The 21,578-nt window shown below is 75.2% G+C and carries 18 protein-coding genes; 14 read left to right on the top strand and 4 right to left on the bottom strand.

Annotated elements, in window-relative coordinates; translation table 11 throughout:
* Together NP048_RS17690 and NP048_RS17685 are read right to left on the bottom strand one after the other, a co-directional pair.
* Window positions 1–594, bottom strand: coding sequence for a helix-turn-helix transcriptional regulator (locus NP048_RS17690; RefSeq protein WP_227578810.1), 594 nt, complete (start codon window positions 592–594; stop codon window positions 1–3).
* A 102-nt stretch (window positions 595–696) separates the two neighbouring features.
* Window positions 697–2,097, bottom strand: a complete 1,401-nt coding sequence (locus NP048_RS17685) for a LysM peptidoglycan-binding domain-containing protein (RefSeq protein WP_227578811.1) — start codon at window positions 2,095–2,097, stop codon at window positions 697–699.
* Window positions 2,098–2,320: 223 nt separating this feature from the next.
* Here NP048_RS17685 and NP048_RS17680 point away from each other — a divergent pair, with 223 nt between their 5' ends.
* Genes NP048_RS17680 through NP048_RS17655 form a run of 6 tightly spaced genes read left to right on the top strand, consistent with a single transcriptional unit; the run spans window position 2,321 to window position 10,119 of the window.
* Complete coding sequence (locus NP048_RS17680) at window positions 2,321–2,620, top strand: WXG100 family type VII secretion target (RefSeq protein ID WP_227578812.1); 300 nt, start codon at window positions 2,321–2,323, stop codon at window positions 2,618–2,620.
* A 48-nt stretch (window positions 2,621–2,668) separates the two neighbouring features.
* On the top strand, window positions 2,669–7,063 hold the full coding sequence (locus NP048_RS17675) for an FtsK/SpoIIIE domain-containing protein (protein ID WP_227578813.1): 4,395 nt from the start codon (window positions 2,669–2,671) through the stop codon (window positions 7,061–7,063).
* Complete coding sequence (locus tag NP048_RS17670) at window positions 7,063–7,356, top strand: hypothetical protein (RefSeq protein WP_227578814.1); 294 nt, start codon at window positions 7,063–7,065, stop codon at window positions 7,354–7,356. The genes NP048_RS17675 and NP048_RS17670 overlap by 1 nt, the downstream gene beginning before the upstream one ends.
* Window positions 7,353–8,768, top strand: a complete 1,416-nt coding sequence (locus NP048_RS17665) for a hypothetical protein (protein ID WP_227578815.1) — start codon at window positions 7,353–7,355, stop codon at window positions 8,766–8,768. Before NP048_RS17670 ends, NP048_RS17665 begins: the two co-directional genes overlap by 4 nt.
* The gene (locus NP048_RS17660) at window positions 8,765–9,466 is read left to right on the top strand and encodes a hypothetical protein (protein WP_227578816.1); all 702 of its coding nucleotides are present in this window, start codon (window positions 8,765–8,767) and stop codon (window positions 9,464–9,466) included. The genes NP048_RS17665 and NP048_RS17660 overlap by 4 nt, the downstream gene beginning before the upstream one ends.
* Window positions 9,463–10,119: a hypothetical protein gene (locus NP048_RS17655; RefSeq protein WP_227578817.1), complete on the top strand. Its 657-nt coding sequence runs from the start codon at window positions 9,463–9,465 to the stop codon at window positions 10,117–10,119. The genes NP048_RS17660 and NP048_RS17655 overlap by 4 nt, the downstream gene beginning before the upstream one ends.
* Window positions 10,120–10,135: 16 nt before the next feature.
* Here the strand turns inward: NP048_RS17655 and NP048_RS17650 are convergent, their stop codons facing one another.
* Together NP048_RS17650 and NP048_RS17645 are read right to left on the bottom strand one after the other, a co-directional pair.
* Window positions 10,136–10,987, bottom strand: coding sequence for a cytochrome c oxidase assembly protein (locus tag NP048_RS17650; RefSeq protein ID WP_227578818.1), 852 nt, complete (start codon window positions 10,985–10,987; stop codon window positions 10,136–10,138).
* Window positions 10,984–11,469, bottom strand: coding sequence for a DUF2243 domain-containing protein (locus tag NP048_RS17645; RefSeq protein ID WP_227578819.1), 486 nt, complete (start codon window positions 11,467–11,469; stop codon window positions 10,984–10,986). Before NP048_RS17645 ends, NP048_RS17650 begins: the two co-directional genes overlap by 4 nt.
* A gap of 222 nt (window positions 11,470–11,691) precedes the next feature.
* Here NP048_RS17645 and pdhA point away from each other — a divergent pair, with 222 nt between their 5' ends.
* The 8 genes from pdhA (at window position 11,692) to NP048_RS17605 (ending at window position 21,486) form a co-directional block, all read left to right on the top strand.
* Complete coding sequence (gene pdhA, locus NP048_RS17640; RefSeq protein ID WP_227578820.1) at window positions 11,692–12,855, top strand: pyruvate dehydrogenase (acetyl-transferring) E1 component subunit alpha; 1,164 nt, start codon at window positions 11,692–11,694, stop codon at window positions 12,853–12,855.
* A complete protein-coding gene (locus tag NP048_RS17635; RefSeq protein ID WP_372456859.1) occupies window positions 12,852–13,922 on the top strand; it encodes an alpha-ketoacid dehydrogenase subunit beta in 1,071 nt (356 codons plus the stop codon). Before pdhA ends, NP048_RS17635 begins: the two co-directional genes overlap by 4 nt.
* 40 nt (window positions 13,923–13,962) lie before the next feature.
* Entirely contained in the window at window positions 13,963–15,408 is a 1,446-nt protein-coding gene (locus tag NP048_RS17630) for a dihydrolipoamide acetyltransferase family protein (protein ID WP_227578821.1), read from the top strand.
* Between the two features lie 339 nt (window positions 15,409–15,747).
* Window positions 15,748–16,644 carry a hypothetical protein gene (locus NP048_RS17625; RefSeq protein WP_227578822.1) on the top strand — a complete coding sequence of 299 codons (897 nt, stop codon included), beginning with the start codon at window positions 15,748–15,750 and terminating at the stop codon, window positions 16,642–16,644.
* 141 nt (window positions 16,645–16,785) lie between these two features.
* Entirely contained in the window at window positions 16,786–17,505 is a 720-nt protein-coding gene (locus NP048_RS17620; RefSeq protein WP_227578823.1) for a copper resistance CopC family protein, read from the top strand.
* 21 nt (window positions 17,506–17,526) lie between these two features.
* Window positions 17,527–19,644, top strand: a complete 2,118-nt coding sequence (locus tag NP048_RS17615) for a bifunctional copper resistance protein CopD/cytochrome c oxidase assembly protein (RefSeq protein ID WP_227578824.1) — start codon at window positions 17,527–17,529, stop codon at window positions 19,642–19,644.
* Window positions 19,641–21,050, top strand: coding sequence for a hypothetical protein (locus NP048_RS17610; RefSeq protein WP_227578825.1), 1,410 nt, complete (start codon window positions 19,641–19,643; stop codon window positions 21,048–21,050). Before NP048_RS17615 ends, NP048_RS17610 begins: the two co-directional genes overlap by 4 nt.
* Window positions 21,051–21,225: 175 nt before the next feature.
* A complete protein-coding gene (locus NP048_RS17605) occupies window positions 21,226–21,486 on the top strand; it encodes an isoamylase early set domain-containing protein (protein ID WP_227578826.1) in 261 nt (86 codons plus the stop codon).
* Window positions 21,487–21,578 lie beyond the last annotated feature (92 nt).

Below are 21,578 nucleotides of genomic sequence, written 5' to 3'. Positions count from 1 at the left end.
CTACCCGGCCAGCGCGGGAGACGTGGGCGCGGACCGCGCGCTCGACGACGGCGCGCCCGGCGGCACCGCACGCAGCCCGGACCGGGCACGCGACGACTGCCAGATGAGGACCGCGTCGACCCGGCCGGCCGCGCCGAGCTTGCCGAAGATCCGGTTGACGTGGTTCTTCACCGTCTTGACGGTGACCCCGAGCTCGGCGGCGATCTCCGTGTTGCGCAGGCCCCGCGCCACGCACGCCATCACCTGGGACTCGCGCTCGGACAGGTCCGCGACCCCCGCGCAGTCGGTCCGCGTCCGTGCGGGCTCGGCGTCCCGTGTCGCTGCCGCGAGCGTCAACCGGTAGCGCGCGCTCGGTGCGGTCGTCCGGCGGGCGGGTACGGCACCGACCAGGTGGTGCAGGGCGTCGCCCACGGCTGTCGGCGCCGGGCGCGCGCCCGCGCCGGGCACGACGGTGACCTCGAACGTCGGCGGGGCGTCGTCGAGGAGCACGTCGAGCCCTCGGCTCGCGAAGACGCCGCGGATCCGCGCCTCGATCTCGGGGCTCGAGATCGCGATCCGCATCCGGTAGCCGGCCGTGGGCGTGGGGGTAGTCATGGGACGATCCTGCGGCGGTGCGCTCCAGAGCGTCTCGACGACGGCTCCAGACGCCCTGCAGGCGTGCGCCCGCCCGCGTCCTCGCCGCCGTGAGCCACACGGTCAGACCAGCTCCAGTCCCCGCTTGGTGGTCTGCACGTGCACGTCGGTGTCCAGCGGGCCGCCCGTGGCGACACCGTCCGCGTCGAGCGTCAGCCGCCACCGGGCCCATCCCCGCCCCGCGGGCCCGACGACGACCACGGCCCACCGCGGGTCCTCGGCCAGCCCTGCGAGCAGGTCCGCGTCGCGGCCCCGGGCGCCGGCGACGACCACCACCCCGCCTGCCGCCGCCTCGACGGCCGGTCCCGCGTCGTCGAGTCGGTCGTACGCCGACGTCCCGACGCCGACCGCCACGACCGGCAGGTGCCGGGACCAAGGGCTGGTCGCGAGCTCGTGCAGCCACCGCTCGGCGAGCTGTGTCGCCTGGCCCGCGTCGCCGTCCAGGCAGATGCCCGGTCCCGCCTGGGTGAGGTCGACGAGCACGCGCCCGTGCGCGTCGTCGCCCAGGGTCACCAGGCCGGTGAACGGTGCGACCACGTGCTCGTCGAGCGCGACGTCCTGCAGCGGGCGCATGGGCGACGTCCACGTCCGGCCGTCGTCGACCGCCGACCAGCCCGCCGGCGGGCGGGCGTCCGGGGTGCGCAGGCGCAGGCGGACCTCGTCGTCGGACAGGATCAGCGCGTGCACGCGCGGCACCGGCCGCCCGGCTGCGGCGCAGGCGCGGGCCAGGGCGCGGGTGGTGCGGTCGATCGTCCAGGCGCCCGGGTCCTCGCGGCGCACGACGGGGGTCGGCGGGGTCTCGCGCCGGGCGCGCAGGCGCCGGACGACGACCACGCCGCCGCCGACCAGCAGGACGAGTGCCGCGATGCCCGTGCTGGCGACCAACGCGATGGTCAGACCCGTGGTCAGGGAGGGCGCCGCCAGGCCGGTCGCGTCGTCGGTGGCCGTGGCGGGTGCGTCGTCCGAGGTGTCGGCGGTACCGGCGGCGGACCGCTCGTCGGCCGTGTCCTGCGCCGCCGCGCTCGGCGTGGGCGTCGCCCGGACCGCCACGGGCGGGAGCGTCGGCAGCGGGCCCACCTGCACGCCGTCGCCCGCCGCGTCGGGCGGGAGGATCAGCACCCAGCCGGGGCGGATGACGTTGGGGTCGCTGACGGTCATCCCGCCGGGCTGCGCGCGGCCCTCGTTGAGCTCGAAGATCTCCAGCGCCCGGTCGCCGGTGCCCAGCAGGCGCTCGGCGATCGAGAAGAGGAACTCCGGCTGGCCCTCCCACGAGTCCTGCACGACGTAGTACGTGACGTCGCCGGTCTGCTCGTCGACCACCGCGACGTCCGACCGCACGTCGCCCGCGTGCGCCGCAGCGCCGGGCCCGGTCGCGAGCAGGGGGAGCACGACGGCCAGCGCGCCGAGCGTCGCGCGTGCGGCGCGCCCGCCGCGGCACCGTCCGTGCCGGTCCGGCTGTCCCATGCGTCCTCCTCGGTGGTCACGACCGGCCGACGACGCGTGCCGCGCCGAGCCTCGTGCCGATCGTCGGGGCCTGCGCCGGATCGGGACAAACCCGTCCTGGGCCCGCGGGCCCAGCACCGCGTCGGGACGGTGGACCGCCGTCCCGACGCGTTCCTAGCGTCGTGGGCGCTGGCACCGCGCCGCCGCCCGACCGGGCGTCCGGCTCGACCCGAAGGGACCACCGATGCCGAACCTGAACATCACCTACGCCGACATGAGCGACAGCGCGGGCAGGCTGCGCACCAACAAGGCGGAGATCGACGCGCGCCTGTCGGACACCAAGTCGCTCGTCAACACCCTCGTGGCGTCGGGCTTCGTCACCGACCAGGCGTCCGTCCGGTTCGACGAGGTCAACACGCAGTTCGTCGCCGCGGCCAACGAGCTGATGACGAACCTCGAGACCCTGTCGAGCTGGCTCGACCAGGCCGTCGCGTCCCTGCAGGACGTCGACACGCAGATGGCCAGCTCCCTGCGCGCCGGCTGACCAGCCCCGCCACCCGCACGCGCCGTCCCCCTGCGCAGGAGAGCCTCGATGCGCCTCATGATCACGCTCGCCCGGCCCGGTGCCTGGGCGACCGACGTCGTCGTGGACGCCGACCCGCTGACCTGCGTCCGGGACGTCGTGAAGAACGCCGTCGACGGGCTCGACCCGTCGCGCCACCCGTGCGACGGGCTGGACCTGACGATGCTGCACGTGGGCCGCACCGTCGTGGACGCCGCCGGGCCGCTGGCCGGCAGCGGTGTCCGCGACGGTGCGGTGCTGTGGCTGGGCGGGCCCGACCCGACCCCGGAGCCGGCCTCGGCGCTCGTGACGCTGCGCGTGGTCGCCGGGCCCGATGCAGGGCGGGTGTGGCACCTCGGCGCCGGGTCGCACGACGTGGGCGTCGACGCGTCGGGCGGGGTGGTGCTCGACCTGGCCCCGTTCGTGCTGGTGACGGTGCTGGTCACGTTGGACGCGCGCGTGCGCCTCGAGCCGTGGGACGTGGTGCCCGGCTCACCCGTGCAGCGCGCGCTGCTCGACGGCGAGCCCGTGCCCGACGGGGGCACGGCGTGGCGCGAGTCTGCGCTCCTGCACGTCGGCGAGCGGCTCCTCGAGGTGCACCCCGCGGCCGTTCCCGACGCGGTGGTCGAGCCCTCGTCCGACGGCGAGCACCTCGACTACAACCGTCCGCCGCGGTTGCTGCCGCCGCAGCGGCGCACCGAGTTCCAGCTGCCACCCGAGCCCAAGGCGCAGCCGCCCGCGGTGCTGCCGTGGATCACGGCGCTGCTGCCGGCGGTCGGCGCCACCGCGATCGCGCTGGTCATGCGCAACCCGATGTTCCTGATGTTCGCGGCGATGTCGCCGCTCATGGTGCTGGGCAGCTGGCTGTCGAACCGGCGCGGCGGGCGGATCGGGTACCGGCGCCGCCTCGCGGAGCACGCGCAGGAGCTGGCGCGCGTCGAGCAGGAGGTGCTCGACGCCCTCGAGACCGAGCGCGCCGACCGCCGCTCCGCGAGCCCGGACGCGGCCGAGCTGCTGCTGGTCGCCACGTCGCCGCGGGCGCGCCTGTGGGAGCGGCGGCGCACCGACCCCGACCACCTGCTGGTCCGCGTCGGCACGGCCGACCTGCCCAGCACGCTCGTCGTCACGCAGGGCGAGGGCCTGCACCGCAAGCAGGAACCGCGCACGTCCGCCGACGTCCCGGCCGCGCTGTCGATCGCGCAGGCCGGCGTCGTCGGCCTGGCTGGGCCCGACGACTGGCCGCGCCGCCTCGCGCGGTGGTTCGTCGCCCAGCTCGCCGTGCTGCAGAGCCCGCGGGACGTGCAGCTGTACGTCCTGACGGACCCCGAGGGCGAGCGCTGGTGGGGGTGGGCGACGTGGCTGCCGCACGTGCGTCCCGTGCTCGGGCAGCAGTCGCTCGCGCTCGTCGGCTCCGACGCCGAGACCCTGGCCCGGCGGGTGGCCGAGCTGCTGGACCTGGTGCAGGGCCGGCAGCGTGCGCGGCTGGCCGCCGGCTCGCGCGTGGCGCTGCCCGACCCGGACGTCGTGGTCGTGCTCGACGGGGCCCTGCGGCTGCGGGCGCTGCCGGGCGTCGTGACGATCCTCCAGGAGGGGCCGGCCGTCGGGGTGCACTGCGTGTGCGTCGACGCCGACGAGCGCACGCTGCCCGAGGAGTGCACGGCCGTCGTCGTCGGCGGGCCGGGACGCCGCGCGTCCCTGCGCCAGCAGCGGGCCGCGCAGGTCGACCGCATCCGCGTCGACGAGGTCGCCGACGCCTGGTACGCGGGCGTCGGTCGCAGCCTCGCGCCCCTGCGGGACACGAGCAAGGCCGTCGGGGAGGCCGCCCTGCCGTCGGCCGCGCGGCTGCTGGAGATCCTCGACCTCACCGAGCCGGGGCCCGCGGCGGTCGCGGCGCGGTGGAGCGGCGGGGGCAGCACGACGCGCGCGGTCGTCGGGGTCTCGCTCGACGGGCCGTTCGAGCTCGACCTGGCCGAGCACGGGCCGCACGGTCTGATCGCGGGGACCACCGGCTCGGGCAAGTCCGAGCTGCTGCAGACCGTCGTGGCGTCCCTGGCGGTGGCCAACCGGCCGGACGCGATGAACTTCGTGCTCGTCGACTACAAGGGCGGGGCCGCGTTCAAGGACTGCGTCGACCTGTGCCACACGGTCGGCATGGTCACGGACCTCGACCCGCACCTGGTCGAGCGTGCGCTGACCTCCCTGGGTGCCGAGCTCGCGCACCGCGAGCGCATCCTGGCGGCCGCCGGCGTGAAGGACCTCGACGACTACCTGGAGGCCCGCGCGCGCCGCGGGTTGCTCGCCCCGCTGCCGCGGCTGCTCATCGTCATCGACGAGTTCGCGTCGGTCGCGCGCGAGCTGCCGGACTTCGTCTCCGGACTCGTGAACATCGCCCAGCGCGGGCGCTCGCTGGGCATCCACCTGCTGCTCGCGACGCAGCGGCCGTCGGGCGTGGTCTCGGCGGAGATCCGCGCCAACACCAACCTGCGGATCGCCCTGCGGGTGACCGACGCGGGCGACAGCACCGACGTCATCGACTCGCGCGAGGCGGCGGGCATCGCGCCCAGCCAGCCGGGCCGCGCGTTCGCGCGCCTCGGGCACAGCGCGCTCATCCCGTTCCAGGCGGCGCGCGTGGGGGGACGGCGTCCCCTGGCACGGGCGCACGTGCCGGCGCCGTTCCTGCGTCCCGTGTCCTGGTCGGACCTGGGGCGGCCGGTGCCGCAGCGGCCGCGCGGCGAGCAGTCGCAGGACGAGGTGACGGACCTGTCCGTGCTGGTCCGGGCGATCGGGCTGGCCGCGGACATGCTGGGCGTCCCGCCGCAGCGCCGTCCCTGGCTGCCGTCGCTGCCGACGACGCACGTCGCGCAGCTCACCGACGCACCGGCGGCGACAGCAGACCCACGGTTCGCCTGGGGACGCTGCGACCTGCCGCGCTCCCAGCGCCAGGAGGACGTCGTGACGGACCTCGCGACGTTCGGGCACCTGCACGTCGCCGGTGCGCCGCGGTCCGGGCGCTCGCAGACGCTGCGCACGATCGCGGCCGCGGCGTGCGCCGCCGCCCCCGTCGGCGACCTGCACCTGTACGGCATCGACTGCGGCAACGGGGCGCTGCTCGCGCTGACCCGGCTGCCGCACTGCGGCGCGGTCGTCCAGCGCACCGAGACCGAGCGCGCGACGCGCCTGCTGACCCGCCTGCAGGCGGAGGTGCAGCGCCGGCAGCGGCTGCTCGGCGAGGGCGGCTTCGCGAACGTCTCCGAGCAGCGCGCGGCCGCCGCGCCGGCCGAGCGCCTGGCGCACGTGCTGCTGCTGATCGACCGGTGGGAGGGCTTCACGACGACGCTCGGCGAGCACGACGGCGGGTCGCTCACCGAGATCGTGCACGCGCTGCTGCGCGAGGGCGCGAGCGCGGGGGTGCACGTCATCGTGGCGGGCGACCACACGCTGCTCGGCGGTCGCATCGCCTCGCTCTGCGAGGACAAGCTCGTGCTGCGTCTCGCGGACCGCACCGACGCGACCCTCGCGGGCCTCAACGCGCGATCGTTCCCGGAGAACCTGCCGCCCGGGCGCGGCCTCCGCGTTCCGGGCGGCGTCGAGACGCAGGTCGCGCTGCTCGCGGACGACCCGTCGGGTCCCGCGCAGGTCGCCGCCCTGCACGCGCTCGCGGACCGGCTGACCGCGCGCGAGGCGGGCGCACCGCGCGCCGTCCGCCCGCCGCGCATCGCGGCCATGCCGACGCGCCTGACGTTCGAGGACGCGTGGCCCGCGGTCGAGCCACGGCCGTTGTGGGCGCTGCTCGGCGTCGGCGGCGACGAGCTCGAGCCCGTCGGTGCGGACCTCGCGGCGGACGCGCCGACGTTCCTCGTCGCAGGCCCGGGCCGCTCGGGGCGCAGCACCCTGCTGGCCGTGATGGCGGAGTCGCTGCTGCGCGCCGGGGTCGAGCTCGTCGTCGGCGCACCGCTGCGCTCGCCCCTGCGGGACCTGGCGGGACGCCCGGGCGTCCGGGCCGTGCTGCTCGACGACGCCCCCGACGAGGCGACGCTCGCGCCGCTCGTCGACGACGGCGACGGGCCGGTCGTGCTGCTCGTGGACGACGCCGAGACGTGGCGCGACGCACCCGCGCGCGAGTGGCTGCGCCGCCTCGTGCGGCGGGCCTCGAGCGACGGCCGCGGCGTCGTCATCGGCGGCGAGATCGGCAGCGTCGGCGCCGGGTTCACCGGCTGGCAGGCCGACGTCAAGAAGAACCGGCGCGGCGCGCTGCTCTCGCCGCAGGGGCTCGCCGACGGGGACCTCGTCGGCGCACGGCTGTCCCGCTCGCAGCTCGCCGCACGCGTCGTGCCCGGCACCGCCCTGGTGCACCTGGGCGACGGGACGTACGTGACCACGCAGGTGCCGCTGGCGCCTGTCGCACCACGGAAGGAGATGGTCTGATGGCCGACCTCGTCGTCACCGACGTGCTCACCGAGCTCGTCGGGCAGCTCGACTACCTCGTCGGGGAGTTCAAGGGAGCCCTGGACCTGGAGGACAGGTCCGACGACATCTGGGGGCAGCGCAACGCGAACCTGTCCATGGGTGACTTCGCCGACAACTGGACCTCCAACCGCGACGAGCTGGTCGCCGACATGGAGAAGCTCCGGGACACCGTGCGGTCGGTCGCCGAGAGCTGGGGCAGCGTGGACGCGGAGCTCACGTCGAGCCTGTCGCGGGACAGGCCGGACCTGTGAGCACCGTGACGCACGGCGTGCAGCTGCCCGTACCCGTGAGCACCGAGTGGCAGGTCGTCGGCTTTCACCAGGACCCCGTGGCGGGCGGCGACGCGGACGAGGTGGAGCTGACCCGGGAGCGGTACAAGAAGATCGCCAACACGATCGAGAGTGCCGTGGCGAACCTGATGACTGTCGTGGCGCGCGGCAGCGAGGGGTTGAAGGGGGAGTACGTCGAGGCGCTCCGCGAGGACACCGCGAAGGTGCTCGACCGGTTGGAGAAGGTGAAGGACCGCTACGCGGCCGTCGTCAAGGCCGTCGCGACGTACGAGCCCGAGCTCGCCACGGCCATCAAGGAGACCCGGGAGGGCCTCGTCGAGGCCCAGGCCGCGGCCACCAAGCTCACCGCAGCGGAGGGGCTGCCCGAGGCCGAGGCCGGCGAGGACGGGACCGTGCCGCCCGAGGAGGCCCAGAAGACGCTGCACAAGCGGCAGGAGGTCACCGCGGCCGACAGCGCGCTCGCGGAGGCGAAGCGGCGCGTGCAGAAGGCGCACGACAACCTGCAGGAAGCCGGTACGCGTCTCGGCGACGCGGTGACGGCCCGCAAGTTCAAGCGCGACGGGCTCACCGACTCCACGTGGGACAGGTTCCTCAAGGTCCTCAAGGTGATCGCCAAGGTCCTGTCCGTGATCGCCATGATCCTGGCGGGCCTGTGCATCATCTTCCCCGGTGTGGCGGCGCTCGTGCTGGCCGCGTTCACGGTGGCACTCGTGTCCGTCGCGGTCACGGGGGTCCTGTACGCCAACGGCGAGGAGGGCCTCGTCGACCTGGTCCTGGCGATCGTCGGTGTGCTGACCTTCGGGATCGGTGCCGTCGTGTCGTTCGGGGGCAAGGTGATGGCCGCCGGCGGGAGGGCGTTCGAGTCCGGGATCCCGGTGGGCGTCGCCAATGCCGTGAAGTGGTTGAAGTCGGTCCTGCCGGGTGGAGGGGTCCGCCGCGGTGGCTCGTTCGAGCTCGACGACCTGCGTCGGGTCGAGGAGCTGAGGCCCCTGCTGTGGCGCAACGAGGCGGACTTCTACAACAGCAGCCGCGTCGTCAACAACCTGCTGGGCAGGGTCAATCCGCTCCTGCGCCCCGAAGTGGGGTTCTGGGCGTCGTCGAAGAGCCAGTTCTGGGCCGCGTGGGACATGTGGAGCGGGCTGCCGGGCGACTTCTCCGGGACGATCAAGACCTGGCTCGGGACGAACGGCGGGTGGAGCGGTTACGCCGCCCGCGTGCAGGTTCTCGACCAGATGCAGCAGTCCGCGTCGAGCGCGTGGTCCTGGTGGGGCGGCGGGACGGTAGCCAGCGGCCTCTTCTCCATCATCTGGGGTGGCCTGCGCTACAACGACACGGTCGGGCCCCACTACCCGAAGGGGGGTGGCGAGAAGTGAGCGCACCCGGACTCACCGTGCCGACCGTCGAGTGGGAGTGGTGGTGGGTCCCGGCCGCCGACCACGACGAGGCGGACGGGCACCGGTGGCAGAGCGCGACCGCCACCCTCTTCGCCGAGTGGCTGGACGACGGCGTCCGCGGTGTCGCGTCGTCCCTGCCACCCGAGCTGCGTGAGGGACTCGACGCGCGGAGCGTCGGCCAGGAGGTCGCGGTGTGGCTGCGCAGCCGTGCGCTGGGCCAGCCTCCCTCGACGTACGTCGCGTGGGGCGCCGCGTTCCTCACGCCCGACCGTCCACGCTGGGGCCCGGTCGTCGCCCTCGTCGAGCTGCGTGAGCCGACGGACGACGACCCCGCGTACCTCATGGACCTCGTCGGAGCGTCCGGACGGCCCGACGACGCCCGCCGGCCGCTCGTGGACTACGTGACGACCGACGGCGGCGACGGCGTGCGGGTCAGCGCACTGGGCCGTGAGCCGAGCGGCGCCGCACACGTGCGCGTGGACGCGGCGCTGCGCCTGGACGCGACGGACGCACGCGGACCGGTGGACGTCCTGGTGGCCACACGTGTCGCCGACCTCGCGCTGTTCGGGACGGTCGGGCGGGGCGTGGACACGCTGCTGCACCGCGTCGTCGCCGACGCGCCGGCTCTCACGGGCACCGGTCCCGTCTCGTCACCGAACCCCAGGAGCGCACCGTGATCGACGCCGAGATGCTGCTGCCGGAGGGGTGGCTGCACGTGCCCACGTCCCCGGGGACCGAGAAGCTCCAGGCGCGGGTCGTCACGTCCGTCGTCCAGCACTTCGTGCCCGAGCACCTGCCACGGGACAGGGCGACGCCGTGGCGCCGTGAGCTCCGCAAGGAGATGCGTAGGGCCCTCGACGAGGCGACGGCCGGTGGGGCCCGCTGCGTCATCATGCCGCTGGCCCAGTACGGCGGGCTGCGGCTGCCCGGCACCCTGCTCGTGTCCGTGCTGGAGGACGACCCGCAGGTCGTGGCGAGCGACCTGCTGGCTGAGCTGCTCGCCGACGCGGGGGAGGACGGGTTGCTGCTCGACGTCGGCGGGGCGCCGGCCGTCCGCATCCGGTCGGTCGTGGACAGCCGGCGGCTGGGACGGGCGCACCCGTCGTGGCGCGTCGCGTACTACATCAGCCACCCCGAGGTGCCGGGCGTGTGGGCCCTGGCCACCTTCACGGTGCTGACCGACGGCGACCTGGAGGACCCGGCGGTGCTCGCGGTCGTCGCGATGTTCGACGCGGTCCTCGGGACGCTGCAGTGGGTCGAGCACGAGGGCGGGCCGTCGTTCGAGGAGGTGCTGGCGCAGGTCGACGCGCTGGAGCCGGTCGGCCGCTGAGGGACCGCCGGGCCGCTCAGCGGCCGGCGGCCACGGGCCGCGGTGCGGGTGCCCGACCGGTCCCCCGGCGCGCGCGTCGGCGGTACCAGCCGCCCAGCACCGCGACCGCCAGCAGCACCTCGGCGACGTCCCCGCCGTAGTACATCCACTGCGCGGCGACCTCGACGTCCGCCGCCGCGTGTTCCGCGCCCGGCGGCAGCCGGTCGGCGTGCGCGTACAGCAGCTTGGCGAGCGCCGCGTGGGCTCCGCCGGCGGCCACGAGCACCACGAGCCGCGTCGCGGTCCCGGGCCGCCGTGGCGCCGGGTCGGGCCCGGCCAGGGACCACGCGAACAGGTAGCCCGCGAGCAGGAAGTGCACGTGGACGGCCCCGTGCGCGAGCGGTGAGCGTGTCGTCAGGGCGTACAGCGGCGTCAGGTAGAGCACGACCATGCCGCCGACGTGCAGGAACGCCGCCGTGACCGGGTGCGTCAGCACGTGCACGGGCCGCGCTCGCAGCACCCGGCCGACGGCCCGGCGCGTGCCCGGCGGCGCGACGCCCAGCAGCAGCGTGACCGGCGCGGCCAGCACGAGCGCCAGCGGCGCGAGCATGCCGAGCAGCAGGTGCTGGAGCATGTGCCGGCTCGCGTCGTCCGGGGCGACGGCGGTCGCGGGGGACAGCGCGGCGACGACCAGCGCGCACCCGGTGAGCCAGGCGGCCGTGCGGGCCGGTCGCCACGGCCGCATGCGGCGGCGACGGTAGGCGGCGGTCGCGGCGACGTACGTCAGCGCGACCGTCACGGCGAGGGCGACGGGTACGACGACCCCCGGGGGCCACGCCGTCGTGGCCGCGCCGTGACCGGCGTGCGCCACCGCCACCGCCGCCGTCATGTCGACGCGTCCTGCGCCGCCTCCCGCGCCGTCTGCCGCCGTGCGCGCGGCCACAGCGCGGCACCGGCCGCGAGCAGCACGACCGCGCTCGCGGTCCACGCGACGTCGTACGGCAGCAGGTCCACGCCGTACCGGATCTGGTGCACGCGCAGCAGCTTGTGGTCGACGAGGGCGTCGAAGAGCTGAAAGGCCCCGGCACCGAGCAGGAACCCGGCCCACGCCGCGCGCACCGCCAGGACGCCGCGGCGGCGCTGGTCGAGCAGGAGGAACAAGCCGGCGACCACGGCGACCAGCTCGGCCGCGTGGAGCAGGCCGTCGGACAGCAGCGCCACGTCGGGCGTTCCACGGTCGTAGAAGTGGTGCCACGCGAGGATCTGGTGGAACACGATCTCGTCGACCGCCGCCATGACCCCGGCACCGACCAGCGCGGCCGCACCGGCGGACCGGCGGGGGACGGGCAGGGGCGGGGCGTCGGCGGTCACGGCTCCTCCACGAAGGACGGCTGTGCCGAGGGTGCCGCAGCTGGGGGCCGTGTGCCACCGCAGGGGGCGGCCGGACCGACGTCGTGCCGCCATCACTCGGTCGTGAGGTGTGGGATCCCGACAAGAGCGGTGCCGCGGGCTTTGTCGGTCTCGGACCCTTCTAACCTACGGATGCGTAGCCTACGCTGACGTAGGTTCGCACCCCAGGTAGAGGAGAACCGCGTGAGCACGTCCGCACCCGCGGCCGACGGCCCCCTGACCGACGACGGTCTCGTCCAGCTGCTCACCCCAGCGGGCGAACGCGTCTCCCACCCCGAGTACGACACCTGGGCCGAGGACCTCGACGCCGACCGGCTGCGCGCGATGTACCGCGACATGGTGCTGACGCGCCGGTTCGACTCCGAGGCCACGTCGCTGCAGCGCCAGGGCGAGCTGGGCCTGTGGGCGCAGTCGCTCGGGCAGGAGGCCGCGGCGGTCGGCTCCGGCCACGCGCTGCGCCCCCAGGACCACGTGTTCCCCTCCTACCGCGAGCACGGCGTCGCGCACGTCCGCGGCCTGGAGATGACCGACATGCTGCGGCTGTTCCGCGGCGTCGACCACGGCGGCTGGGACCCGGCCGAGCACGGCTTCCACCTGTTCACGCTCGTCATCGGCTCGCACACGCTGCACGCGACCGGCTACGCGATGGGCGTGCAGCGCGACGGGCTCGTCGGCACGGGGGACCCGACGCGCGACACCGCCGTCGTCACGTACTTCGGTGACGGCGCGACCGCGCAGGGCGACGTCAGCGAGGCGCTGGTGTTCGCGTCCGTCAACCAGGCGCCCGTCGTGCTGTTCTGCCAGAACAACCAGTTCGCGATCTCCGAGCCGACGACGCGCCAGGCACGCGTACCCCTCGCGGCCCGCGCACCCGGGTTCGGCATCCCGTCCGTGCGCGTCGACGGCAACGACGTCGTCGCGTCGTACGCGGTCACGCGCCAGGCGCTCGAGCGCGCGCGCAGCGGCGGTGGCCCCACGTTCATCGAGGCCTTCACCTACCGCATGGGCGCGCACACGACGTCGGACGACCCCACCCGCTACCGCACGTCGGAGCAGGAGGAGCACTGGCGCCGCCGCGACCCGATCGAGCGGCTGCGCGTGCACCTCGAGCGCACGGGCGAGCTGCCCGAGGTCTTCCAGGCACAGCTCGCCGCCGAGTCGGACGCGTTCGGCGAGCACATCCGCACGACGGTCCGCGCGATGGGCCACCCGGCGGCGCACACCATGTTCGACCACGTCTACGCCACGCCCAACGCCGTCGTCGACGCCGAGCGCGCGTGGTTCACGCAGTACGAGCAGTCCTTCGTCGACCACGACGGCCGCCAGACGGCAGGAGGTCACCGATGACCGTCACCAGCGACCGCGCACGCCTCACCGACCTGCCCCCGGCGCCGGCGCCGGCCCCCTTCCCGACGGGCACGCAGCTGCTGCCCATGGCCAAGGCCCTCAACCTCGGCCTGCGCCGTGCGCTGGCCAACGACCCGCGCACGCTGCTCATGGGCGAGGACATCGGGCGGCTCGGGGGCGTCTTCCGGGTGACCGACGGGCTCTTCGCGGAGTTCGGCGACGACCGCGTCGTCGACACGCCCCTCGCCGAGTCGGGCATCGTGGGCACCGCGATCGGGCTCGCGCTGCGCGGGTACCGGCCGGTGTGCGAGATCCAGTTCGACGGGTTCGTGTTCCCCGCCTTCGACCAGATCACGACGCAGCTGTCGCGCATGCACTACCGCTCGCAGGGACGGCTGCGGATGCCCGTCGTCATCCGGATCCCCTACGGCGGCGGCATCGGCGCCATCGAGCACCACAGCGAGTCGCCCGAGGCGCTGTTCGCGCACACCCCGGGCCTGCGCGTCGTGTCCCCGTCCAACGCGTCCGACGCCTTCACGATGATCCAGCAGGCGATCGCGTCGCCGGACCCCGTGATCTTCCTCGAGCCAAAGGGCCGGTACTGGGAGAAGGGCCACGTCGACCTCGACGCGCCGCTCCCGGCACCGCACGGCAGCCCGTCGGACCTCGACCACGCGCGCGTCGTACGCTCCGGCACCGACGTCACGATCGTCGCGTACGGCCCGACGGTCGCCACCGCGCTCAAGGTCGCCGACGCCGCAGCCGCCGAGGGCACGAGCATCGAGGTCATCGACCTGCGCACGATCTCGCCGCTCGACACCGCGACGATCGTCGCGTCCGTGCGGCGCACGGGCCGGTGCGTCGTCACCCACGAGGCGCCCGTGCTGTACGGGTCGGGCGCCGAGGTCGCGGCACGCATCACCGAGGAGTGCTTCTACCACCTGCAGGCGCCCGTGCTGCGGGTGGGGGGTTTCCACACCCCGTACCCGGTCTCGAAGATCGAGCACGACTACCTGCCCGGGCTCGACCGGCTGCTCGAGGCAGTCGACCGCACCCTCGCGTTCTGAACTTTCGCGTTCCGACCCATCGCGCCTCCGGAGACCCCGCGTGCCCACGTACCAGCAGTTCCCCCTGCCCGATGCCGGCGAAGGCCTCACCGAGGCGGAGATCGTCACGTGGCACGTCGCCGTCGGTGACCGTGTCGAGGTCAACCAGACGATCGTCGAGATCGAGACGGCCAAGTCGCTCGTCGACCTGCCGTGCCCGTGGACGGGTGTCGTGACACGGCTGCTCGTCGACGTCGGCACGACCGTCGAGGTCGGCACGCCCATCATCGAGGTGGACGTCGACCCGGACGGCGCCGCGGGTGACGCGCCGTCCGGTGGCGGCGCCGCGGCAGGCGTGCGCGCCCGGCACCCGCACCCCAGCCGGTCGTCGGCCGAGCCCGGCGGCGCGGACGAGGTGGACGCGGCGCGCGACGAGGTGCACGCCGCGGTGGCCGAGGCGTCGGGCGGCTCCGGTGGTGGCTCCGGGGCGGTGCTCGTGGGGTACGGGGTGGCCGACGGGGGAGCGGCGCGTCGGCCGCGCGCTGGGGCGGTGCGCGCCTCGTCGAGCGCCGACGCGTCGGCGACGCGGCCCGACGGCACCGCGCACGCGCTCGCGAAGCCGCCCGTCCGCAAGCTCGCGCGGGACCTCGGCGTCGACCTCGACGCCGTCACCCCCACCGGCCCGGGCGCGATCGTCACGCGCGAGGACGTCCTCGCGCACTCGGTCCGCGCCGAGGGTCGCGAGCTGGCGACGTACCCCGGCGACGACCGGCCGTGGGCCGCCGGTGGCGTCGTCAGCCCCGACGGGCGCCAGACACGCGTCCCCGTGAAGTCGGTGCGCAAGCGGACGGCCGAGGCGATGGTCTCCAGCGCGTTCAGCGCGCCGCACGTCACGGTGTTCCACACGCTCGACGTGACGCGGACGATGAAGCTCGTCGAGCGGCTGCGTGCCGACCGGGAGTTCGCGGACGTGCGCGTCACGCCGCTGCTCGTCGCGGCCAAGGCGCTGCTCATGGCCGTCAACAGGCGACCCGAGATCAACGCGTCGTGGGACGAGACGACGCAGGAGATCGTCTACAAGCACTACGTGAACCTCGGCATCGCCGCGGCGACCCCGCGTGGGCTCGTGGTCCCCAACATCAAGGACGCGCACCGTCTGGACCTGCTGGGTCTCGCGCGCGGGCTCGGCGAGCTCACGTCGACGGCCCGCGCGGGCCGCACGTCGCCGGCCGACATGTCCGACGGCACGATCACGATCACCAACGTCGGGGTGTTCGGCATCGACACGGGCACGCCGATCCTCAACCCGGGGGAGGCCGCGATCCTCGCGTTCGGGGCGATCCGGCAGCAGCCGTGGGTCCACAAGGGCAAGGTGAAGGCGCGCTACGTCACGCAGCTCGCCCTGAGCTTCGACCACCGGCTCGTCGACGGCGAGCTCGGCAGCCGGGTCCTGGCCGACGTCGCCGCGGTGCTCGCGGACCCGTCGCAGGCGCTCGTCTGGAGCTGAGGGTCGCCACCGTCCGGACGATGGGACGAGGGCTCCGCGAGACCGGGCCGGGGTGCCTTACCCGGTGCCGGACGACGACTCAGCCCGGTCTCGCGGTCGCCCGATCCCACTGATCGGACAGCCTCCGTCCACGGACTGCTACGACGGCGGCGATCGGCCGGGGTCGCGGTGCGGTGCGGTGTCGGGTCGGTGTCCGGGCCGGGGGCCTGTCGAGGGCGGGGTCGCGGGCGTGCCACCGGCTCGGGCAGGGGTCCTCTCGGTGGTGCGATGGCGCGCGCTCGGGTGACTGAAGCGATTCGGTGCCTGGACCCGTGCCGCGACCCGGGTGATGTTCTGCTGATGCCGGCCGACGGGACGACCCTCGCGGGCCGGACCCCGACGGTGCTCGCGCGCGGGGTCGGCCTGACCGCAGCCGTGCTCACGGGCGCCGTCGTCGGCCACTGCCTCGCGGGCGGTCACGTGCCCGGGCCTGCGGTGCTCGGCGCGATCGCCGCGCTCGTGCTGGTCGCCGGGGTGCTCGGCGCGCGCACCTCCGACGGGATCAGCACCCGTGCCGTGGCGATCCTCGCGGCTGCCGTGCTGGCGGTCGCCCTGCACCCCGTCCTGGCGATGCTCGCGGTCCCGCCCGGTGCCGTGCCCGTCGACGCCCACGCGACGCACGGCACGGCACCGGCGCAGGAGGCTGCGGGCGCAGGCGGCGGCGCGGGAGCCGATGCGGGCACGGGCGCCGGTGCGACGCAGGACGGAGCGGGTGAGGGCGCGTCCGCCGTCGACCTCGCCCCGCTCCGGGCGGCGGGGATCGACCTGGACGCCGTGCGCGCCGCGGGGTCCGACCTCGACGCGCTCGTCGCAGCGGGCCTCGACGCCGCGACGCTCGAGGCGGCGGGCCTGGACCCGGCCGACCCGCACGCTCCGCACACCGTCGCGTCCCTCGTCGCGGCGGCGGACCGCGCAGCGGCGGCAGCAGCGGCCGCTGCTGACGGTGGCGCTGCTGACGGTGGCGCTGCTGACGGTGGCGCTGTTGACGGTGACGCTGCTGACGGTGGCGCTGTTGACGGTGACGCTGCTGACGGCGCTGCGGCTGACCGTGCTGCTGCCGAGGACCCCGCGCCGCTCGCGGACGGTCGGGTCGCCGTCGCGGTCACCCTGCTGCTCACCGCTGCGCTGGCCGCGACGACGCTCGCCCTGCCCGTGCGCCGTCGCCACCGCGGTCGGCGCGCGGTGGCCCTGGCATGAGGTCCGCGAGTCTCGTCCGGCCCCCTCACGGAGCCCGCACGTGGCCGCGCGTCGCGTGAGCGGTCGCGTCTCCGATTCGTCCCTGCCCGCACCTGCGTGATGGGATCGGGGCGCTGTCGTCCCTGCTGGAAGGTGGTCCTCGTGTCCCGCGTCGTCCCGAGGGTCCGCGCGCGCGTCGCGCGCCGGAGCGGAGCCCTCGCCGCACTCGTGCTGCTCGTCGCCGTCCTGGCTGCGCCCCCCGCCGCGGCGCACAACAGCCTGCGGGCGACGGACCCGGCCGACGGGGCGACGGTCGAGACGGCGCCCGCCCAGGTCACGTTGACGTTCGACCAGCCGGCGCTCGAGCTCGGGTCGCAGGTCGTCGTCACCGGCCCGGACGGTGCCGTCGTCAGCGACGGGCCCGTGCAGCTCCTCGACGTGTCGGTGGTGCAGCCGCTCGTCACCACGCTGCCCGCCGGGGCGTACACCGTGGACTGGCGCGTCACGTCGGCCGACGGCCACCCGCTGACCGGGAGCCTCACGTTCACCGCGACCGCGGCCGTCGGCGTCGCCGAGCAGGCCGCACCCACCGAGCCCGCCGAGACCGCCGAGCCGACCGACGCACCCGAGGCCGCCCCGGCGTCGGACGCGCCGACGGACGAGGCCGCACCGACGGACGTCACGACGACGACCGGCGTCGACGGCCCCCTCGACGAGGAGGGCACCTCCCCGTGGGTGTGGGTCGTCCTGGCGGTGGCGACGCTCGCCGCCGGAGCCACTGTCGCCCTGCTGGCCGCCCGCCGACGCACCGGGCTGGGCGGTACCGCCGCCGGTGGGCCCCCGGCGGCTCCGTCGGGTGACGGGCCGTCCACCGGCGCGTGACGCACGCCTAGGCTGTCCCGCGTGGACGAGTCCGTGACCCTGGTGCGGCGTGGTGCGCTCGGCGTGCTCGCCGCGACGGGGACCGTCGCGGTCCTCGTCGGCGTGGCGTTCACCGGGGTGAGCGCCGCGGTCGCGATCGGCGACCCCGGGGCGCTCGTGCGGTGGGGTCTGCCGGCTGTCGAGACGCTCACCGAGCTCGCCGCGTCGTTGACGGTGGGCGCGCTGCTGCTCGCCGTGTGCGTGCTGCCGCGTCGGGCACCCGCACGCGTCGCACCGGCCCGCGTGGGCGCGTCGGACACCGCCCCCACGTCCGACACCGGGAAGGCGGCGGGCACCCCGGTCCTCGCGACCGGCCGGACCCCCGCCGTCGACGGCTCGGCGTACCCCCGCAGCCTCGTCCTGGCGGGTGTCGCCGCCGGCGCGTGGACGGTGCTGTCCGTCGTGCACCTCGTCCTGGCGTACGCGTCCGTCGCCGGTGCGTCGCCGACGTCACCGTCCTTCGGTGACGAGCTCGCGGTGTTCGTCACGCAGATCGACCTCGGGCGCACGCTGCTGTCCGTGACGACGGTGGCCGCGGTCGTCACGGCCCTCGCGCTCGTCGTCGCGACCCCGACGGGCGCCGCGTGGACCGCGGCGCTGTCGCTCGTCGCGCTGTGGCAGCTCGGGCAGACGGGCCACGCGGCCGGTGCGGCGAGCCACGACCTCGCGACGTCCGCGATGGTGCTGCACCTGGTGAGCGCGGCGGTGTGGATCGGTGCGCTCGGAGCGCTCGCGGTGCTGGTGGGTCGGCTCGGCACCGACGTCGTGCCCGCGGTCGCGCGGTACTCCGTGCTAGCGGGGTGGTGCGTCGCCGGCGTCGCGATCAGCGGCGTCGTCAACAGCGTGGTGCGGCTCGGCGGGTGGGACGGCCTGCAGACGCGCTACGGCGTGCTGCTCGTCGTCAAGATCCTGCTGTTCGGCGCCCTCGCCCTGCTGGGCCTGGCGCACCGGCGCGCGACCATCCCGCGACTGTCGGGGCCGCGCGGCGGGGTGCTGTTCTGGCGCGTGGTGCTCGTCGAGCTCGCGGTCATGGGGGCCGTCTCGGGTGTCGCCGTCGCGCTCGGCTCGTCACCCCCGCCGGTGCCGGAGGCCGCAGCGGCGGACACGTCCCCCGCCTACATCCTGACCGGGCACCCCCTGCCGCCCGAGCCGACGACGCTGCGCTGGCTCACCGAGTGGCGCTGGGACGTGCTCCTCGCGTGCGCGGCGGCCGCGGGCATCGTCGTCTACCTGCGCTGGGTGCGGCGGCTGCGGCGCCGCGGCGACGCGTGGCCCTGGCTGCGCACGGCGTCCTGGGTCGTCGGCATGCTGCTGTTCGCCTGGACGACGTCCGGCGGGCCGTCCGTCTACGGCCACCTCCTGTTCAGCGCGCACATGATCCAGCACATGGTGCTCGTCATGGTGGTGCCGCTGTTCCTCGCGCTCTCGGCACCCGTGACGCTGCTGCTGCGTGCGGTGCCGGCGCGCGCCACGACGCTGCGAGGGGACGCGTCGCGGGGTCCACGTGAGTGGGTTCTGACGCTCGTGCACAGCCACGTCGGCCGGTTCTTCGCGAACCCGCTGGTCGCAGCCGTGAACTTCGCCGGGTCGATGGTGCTGTTCTACTACTCCGGCCTGTTCGAGTGGTCGCTGCGGACCCAGGTGGGGCACCTGGCGATGGTCGTGCACTTCACGCTCGCGGGGTACCTGTTCGTCAACGCGCTCGCGGGTGTCGACCCGGGCCCGACGCGCCCGCCGTACCCGATGCGGCTGCTGCTGCTGTTCGCGACCATGGCGTTCCACGCCTTCTTCGGCGTGGCGCTGGTCGGCGGTGAAGGGCTGCTCGTGGCGGACTGGTTCGGCCTGACGGGCCGGCCGTGGGGGCCGTCGGCCATCCGGGACCAGCAGCTCGGCGGGTCGATCGCGTGGGGCATCGGGGAGATCCCGACGCTCGCGCTGGCGATCGTCGTGGCCGTGCAGTGGACCCGCGATGACGAGCGGACCGCGCGTCATCGGGACCGCCGGGTGGATCGGGACGGCGACGACGAGATGGACGAGTACAACGCGATGCTGAGCCGGCTGGCGGACCAGGACGCGCCACGCACGGGAGGATCAGCATGAGCACCGGTGACCCGACGGCGCCCGGCCCGGTCCCGCCGCCACCGCCCCCGCCGGCGGACGAGCCGCGACCGGTGGAGCCGTTCGTGCCGCCGACCGTCCCGCAGGCGCCCGTCGGCACGCTGCCGGGCAGCCACGGCGGCGCCGCGCCGCTGTACGGCACGAGCGCGGCCGCGAGGGACACGGCGGGGCAGGGGTTCGCCGATCCGTTCGCGGTGCGAGGTGCCGACGACGGCGTGGACGACGCCGCCCGTCACCACGACGCGGACGCGCCAGGTGGGTCGCAGCCGCCCTCCGGGCCGTCCCCCTACGGGACGCCTCCGCCGTACGGGACGTCCTCGCCGTACGCGACGCCGTCGCCCCACGGCGCACCGTCGCCGTACGGTGCGCCCACCGCCGGGCCTTCCCCGATGCCGGGTGGTCCGGGGGCCTGGCCCGTGACACACCGCGGGACGGCCGCCCTCGTCCTCGGGCTCGTCGCGTTGGTCCTGGCGTGGGTGCCGTTCGTCGGCGTCATCGCGCTGCCGCTGGGCATCGCGACGATCGTGTCGGGTGCCCGCGCGGGTTCCCGTGGTCGACGCAGCCCGGTGCCGTCGTCGTCCGGGCGCGCGACCGGGGGCATCGCCCTCGGGGTCGTCGCGGTCCTCGTCGCCGTCGTGGCGCAGGCGTCGTACGCCGTGGTCGGCACGACGACGAGCGAGGGTCGCGGCAGCGAGGTCGTGGTCGACGGGCCGTTCGGCGGTGCGGCCGAGGACGGCGCGGCCGACGGCACGGTCGACGGCGGCACGGTCGACGACGGCACGGTCGACGGCGGTGCGGTCGACGGTGACGCAGTCGTGCCGCCCTGGGAGCCGCTGACGGTCGGCGAGGTGGCCTTCGGTGCGGAGCCCGACGAGCCGGGCACCTGGTGGTACGTCGCCGTGATCGACAACCCGAACCCCGAGCACAGGTTCGACTCCGCGCAGCTGTCGGTCGAGGCGCTGGGCGCCGACGGGACGCTCATCGCGGCGGACTGGCAGTACGTCACCGCGGTGCCGGGCGAGGTCGCCGTGACGGGCCGGTTCCGGGACCTGGGGGACATGGCGCCGGACCGGGTCGACGTCCGGCTGCCCCTGGTGCAGCGGGTCGCGCACTCGCCCGGGGCCGGCGTGCTCACCGTCGGGGAGCTCACGTCGCGCGTCGAGTCCTGGGGTGGGGTGACCGTCGAGGGGACCGTGTCGAGCACGCTCGAGGAGGACGTGGACGCCGTGAGGGTCGTCGTGGTGGCGACCGCGGGTGACGGCCGGATCGTGGCGGCGGCGCGTGGGTACGCCGAGCAGCTGCGGGCGGGCGGCGAGGCCGCGTTCGACGCGACGTTCTTCCAGGAGCTGCCGCCCGGGACGACGTTCACGTCGTACGCCTCGCCCTGACGTCCGACGCCTCGACCGCGCCGGCGCCGGCCGGACACGCCGACCGACACCGACCTGTGACACGCAGGTCACCGTGTCGCGACCGTCCCGGAAACACGGCCGCGCGACCATGAACCTGTCGGTGTCACCCGGTCGAGTGAAGTGGATCCCCCCTGTGTTGAAGAAGTCCCGTTCCGTGAAGTCCGCGACCTGCACCCTGACGTTCGCGCTGCCGTCGACCGTGCTGGACGGTCCCGTCAGCGTCGTCGGGACGTTCAACGACTGGACGCCGGGCGTCCACCCGCTGCGTCGCCGGTCCAACGGCACGGCGAGCGCGTCGGTCGTCGTGCCCGCCGGCTCGACCGTGCGGTTCCGGTACCTCGGGACGCACGGCCGCTGGTTCGACGACGCGGACGCCGACGAGATCACGTCGGAGGGCTCGCTCGTCCGCGCGTGACGCGTCGCAGGTCACATCGGTCAAGGGGGCCCCTGCTGCGGGCCGGGCGCGGTCCGCAGCAGGGGCGCTCGAGGCGCGCCCTTGGACAGGCG

The organism is Cellulomonas xiejunii, assembly GCF_024508315.1.
Classification (GTDB): Bacteria; Actinomycetota; Actinomycetes; order Actinomycetales; family Cellulomonadaceae; genus Cellulomonas; species Cellulomonas xiejunii.
This window is presented reverse-complemented; position numbering and strand designations above follow the sequence as displayed.

What these genes read in the sequence shown, in the direction of transcription:
- NP048_RS17650 (WP_227578818.1), bottom strand. Translation starts at nt 10,987, where the DNA reads ATGACGGCGGCGGTGGCGGTGGCGCACGCCGGTCACGGCGCGGCCACG.
- NP048_RS17685 (WP_227578811.1), bottom strand. Translation starts at nt 2,097, where the DNA reads ATGGGACAGCCGGACCGGCACGGACGGTGCCGCGGCGGGCGCGCCGCA.
- NP048_RS17625 (WP_227578822.1), top strand. Translation starts at nt 15,748, where the DNA reads ATGCCGGCCGACGGGACGACCCTCGCGGGCCGGACCCCGACGGTGCTC.
- NP048_RS17670 (WP_227578814.1), top strand. Translation starts at nt 7,063, where the DNA reads ATGGCCGACCTCGTCGTCACCGACGTGCTCACCGAGCTCGTCGGGCAG.
- NP048_RS17635 (WP_372456859.1), top strand. Translation starts at nt 12,852, where the DNA reads ATGACCGTCACCAGCGACCGCGCACGCCTCACCGACCTGCCCCCGGCG.
- NP048_RS17675 (WP_227578813.1), top strand. Translation starts at nt 2,669, where the DNA reads ATGCGCCTCATGATCACGCTCGCCCGGCCCGGTGCCTGGGCGACCGAC.
- NP048_RS17690 (WP_227578810.1), bottom strand. Translation starts at nt 594, where the DNA reads ATGACTACCCCCACGCCCACGGCCGGCTACCGGATGCGGATCGCGATC.
- NP048_RS17680 (WP_227578812.1), top strand. Translation starts at nt 2,321, where the DNA reads ATGCCGAACCTGAACATCACCTACGCCGACATGAGCGACAGCGCGGGC.
- NP048_RS17610 (WP_227578825.1), top strand. Translation starts at nt 19,641, where the DNA reads ATGAGCACCGGTGACCCGACGGCGCCCGGCCCGGTCCCGCCGCCACCG.